Origin of the sequence: Acinetobacter sp. A1, assembly GCF_012371315.1 — a bacterium.
Lineage (GTDB): Bacteria > Pseudomonadota > Gammaproteobacteria > Pseudomonadales > Moraxellaceae > Acinetobacter.
Genome location: NZ_JAAZQY010000074.1, coordinates 1 through 1390 on the forward strand (window position 1 = coordinate 1; position 1390 = coordinate 1390).

Annotated in this window: 1 protein-coding gene; it reads right to left on the reverse strand. The window is 37.3% G+C overall.

What is annotated here, in order from left to right:
- Positions 1-14 precede the first annotated feature (14 nt).
- On the reverse strand, positions 15-1319 hold the full coding sequence (locus HHA41_RS12940) for an IS4 family transposase (protein WP_168418684.1): 1305 nt from the start codon (positions 1317-1319) through the stop codon (positions 15-17).
- Between the last annotated feature and the right edge of the window lie 71 nt (positions 1320-1390).

A 1390-nucleotide genomic window follows, 5' to 3' on the forward strand; every position in this document is an offset into this window, starting at 1 on the left:
GTAATGCCAGTCAGTTAAGAAATTGACTGGCATTTTCTTGGATATTTTTGTGCTTTAATTTTCACTACTCGCGGACATTGCCTTTGCCTTTTTTCAGGTAATACAAATATTTTAGATTGTTCAAATAATTGTGCTAAATGTTTGGGTAGATTTCCTGCTGATTCTAAAGGTGTGTGCCTTAAGATATTGATAATACTCATAGATGCAATATGGAAACTGATCCTTAAAGGACTCACCTTTGCATGTTCAGCGATAAACCTCATCTGTCTTCTTAAGATATTATAAGCAATAAATACCCCCCACAATTCTTGATAGACCAAATCAGGTTGTTTGCTTCTTAAAATTCTTGCATCCTGTAAATCACTTTTAATTTCCCGATAACACATTTCTATTTCCCAACGCTGGATATAAAGCATTGCAAGGTCTTTGAATGGATAAACTTTAGAATCTGTTAATGATGTAATGTAACGTCTTATTTTTCCTGCATATTCAACTTCAATTAAACGTGCTTCCCAATAGTCACCCAATGACGGATTTATCTTTTTTGCTCTTGCTGAAACAGGCATTTTGATCTGAAAGTCATGGGCCGCATTATGATGAATCACTTCATAACGCAGGTTGTCCTTTGCTCGCATCAACCAATGACTCTCTTCTGCCTGAGATTGCCAACTCACTAAAAAATCAGCAGAGAAGTAAGCACGATCAAATAGGGTAATACTGCGAACTGGTGCTTTTAATTGACTGGCTAAGGTTAATTCACCTTGATCCATACTGCCAATTTGGGCATCAATCATTTCATGTGTATTGGTATTCACCAGGCAAGTCGCTCTGACTTGTGGGTAAGGGGCAGCTGCTGTTTTGCCTTTGGATGAACCAAAGTGCTTAAAGTTTTCTTCTGTATGAGGCATAGACCAAACCACACCATCTACAGCACAAACGCATAGACCGTGAAAGTTGCTATATTGTTGTTGTGAGTCTTTAAACCATGCCTGACTTAATGTCGAAAATAAAGCACTCATGGGCTCTAAGCCTAAGCGCTGTCTTGCTTGTACGGATGCACTCGGTACACAGTATTCTGCCGTACCTAAAACAAGTTGCAATTGTTGAACCACATACCAAATCGGTTGATTTCGAAATAGAGCAAGTCCGATTACCAGCCAAACAACATGTTCAGCAGGCAGTTTTCTTTTTCGAATTGATGCTTTACCTGTTTGGTTTAAGCAATCTTCAATCCAGTTTAAATCAATCAATTCACTGAATTGTGAAAGTGAAGGTAGGGTTTGTTTTAATGTTAAATCTAAATTCTGAGATAAATTCATAAAAAAAGAGCGTATTTACATACGCTCTTTTTACAGTATTTTAACTTTTTTTGCTTAACTGACTGGCATTA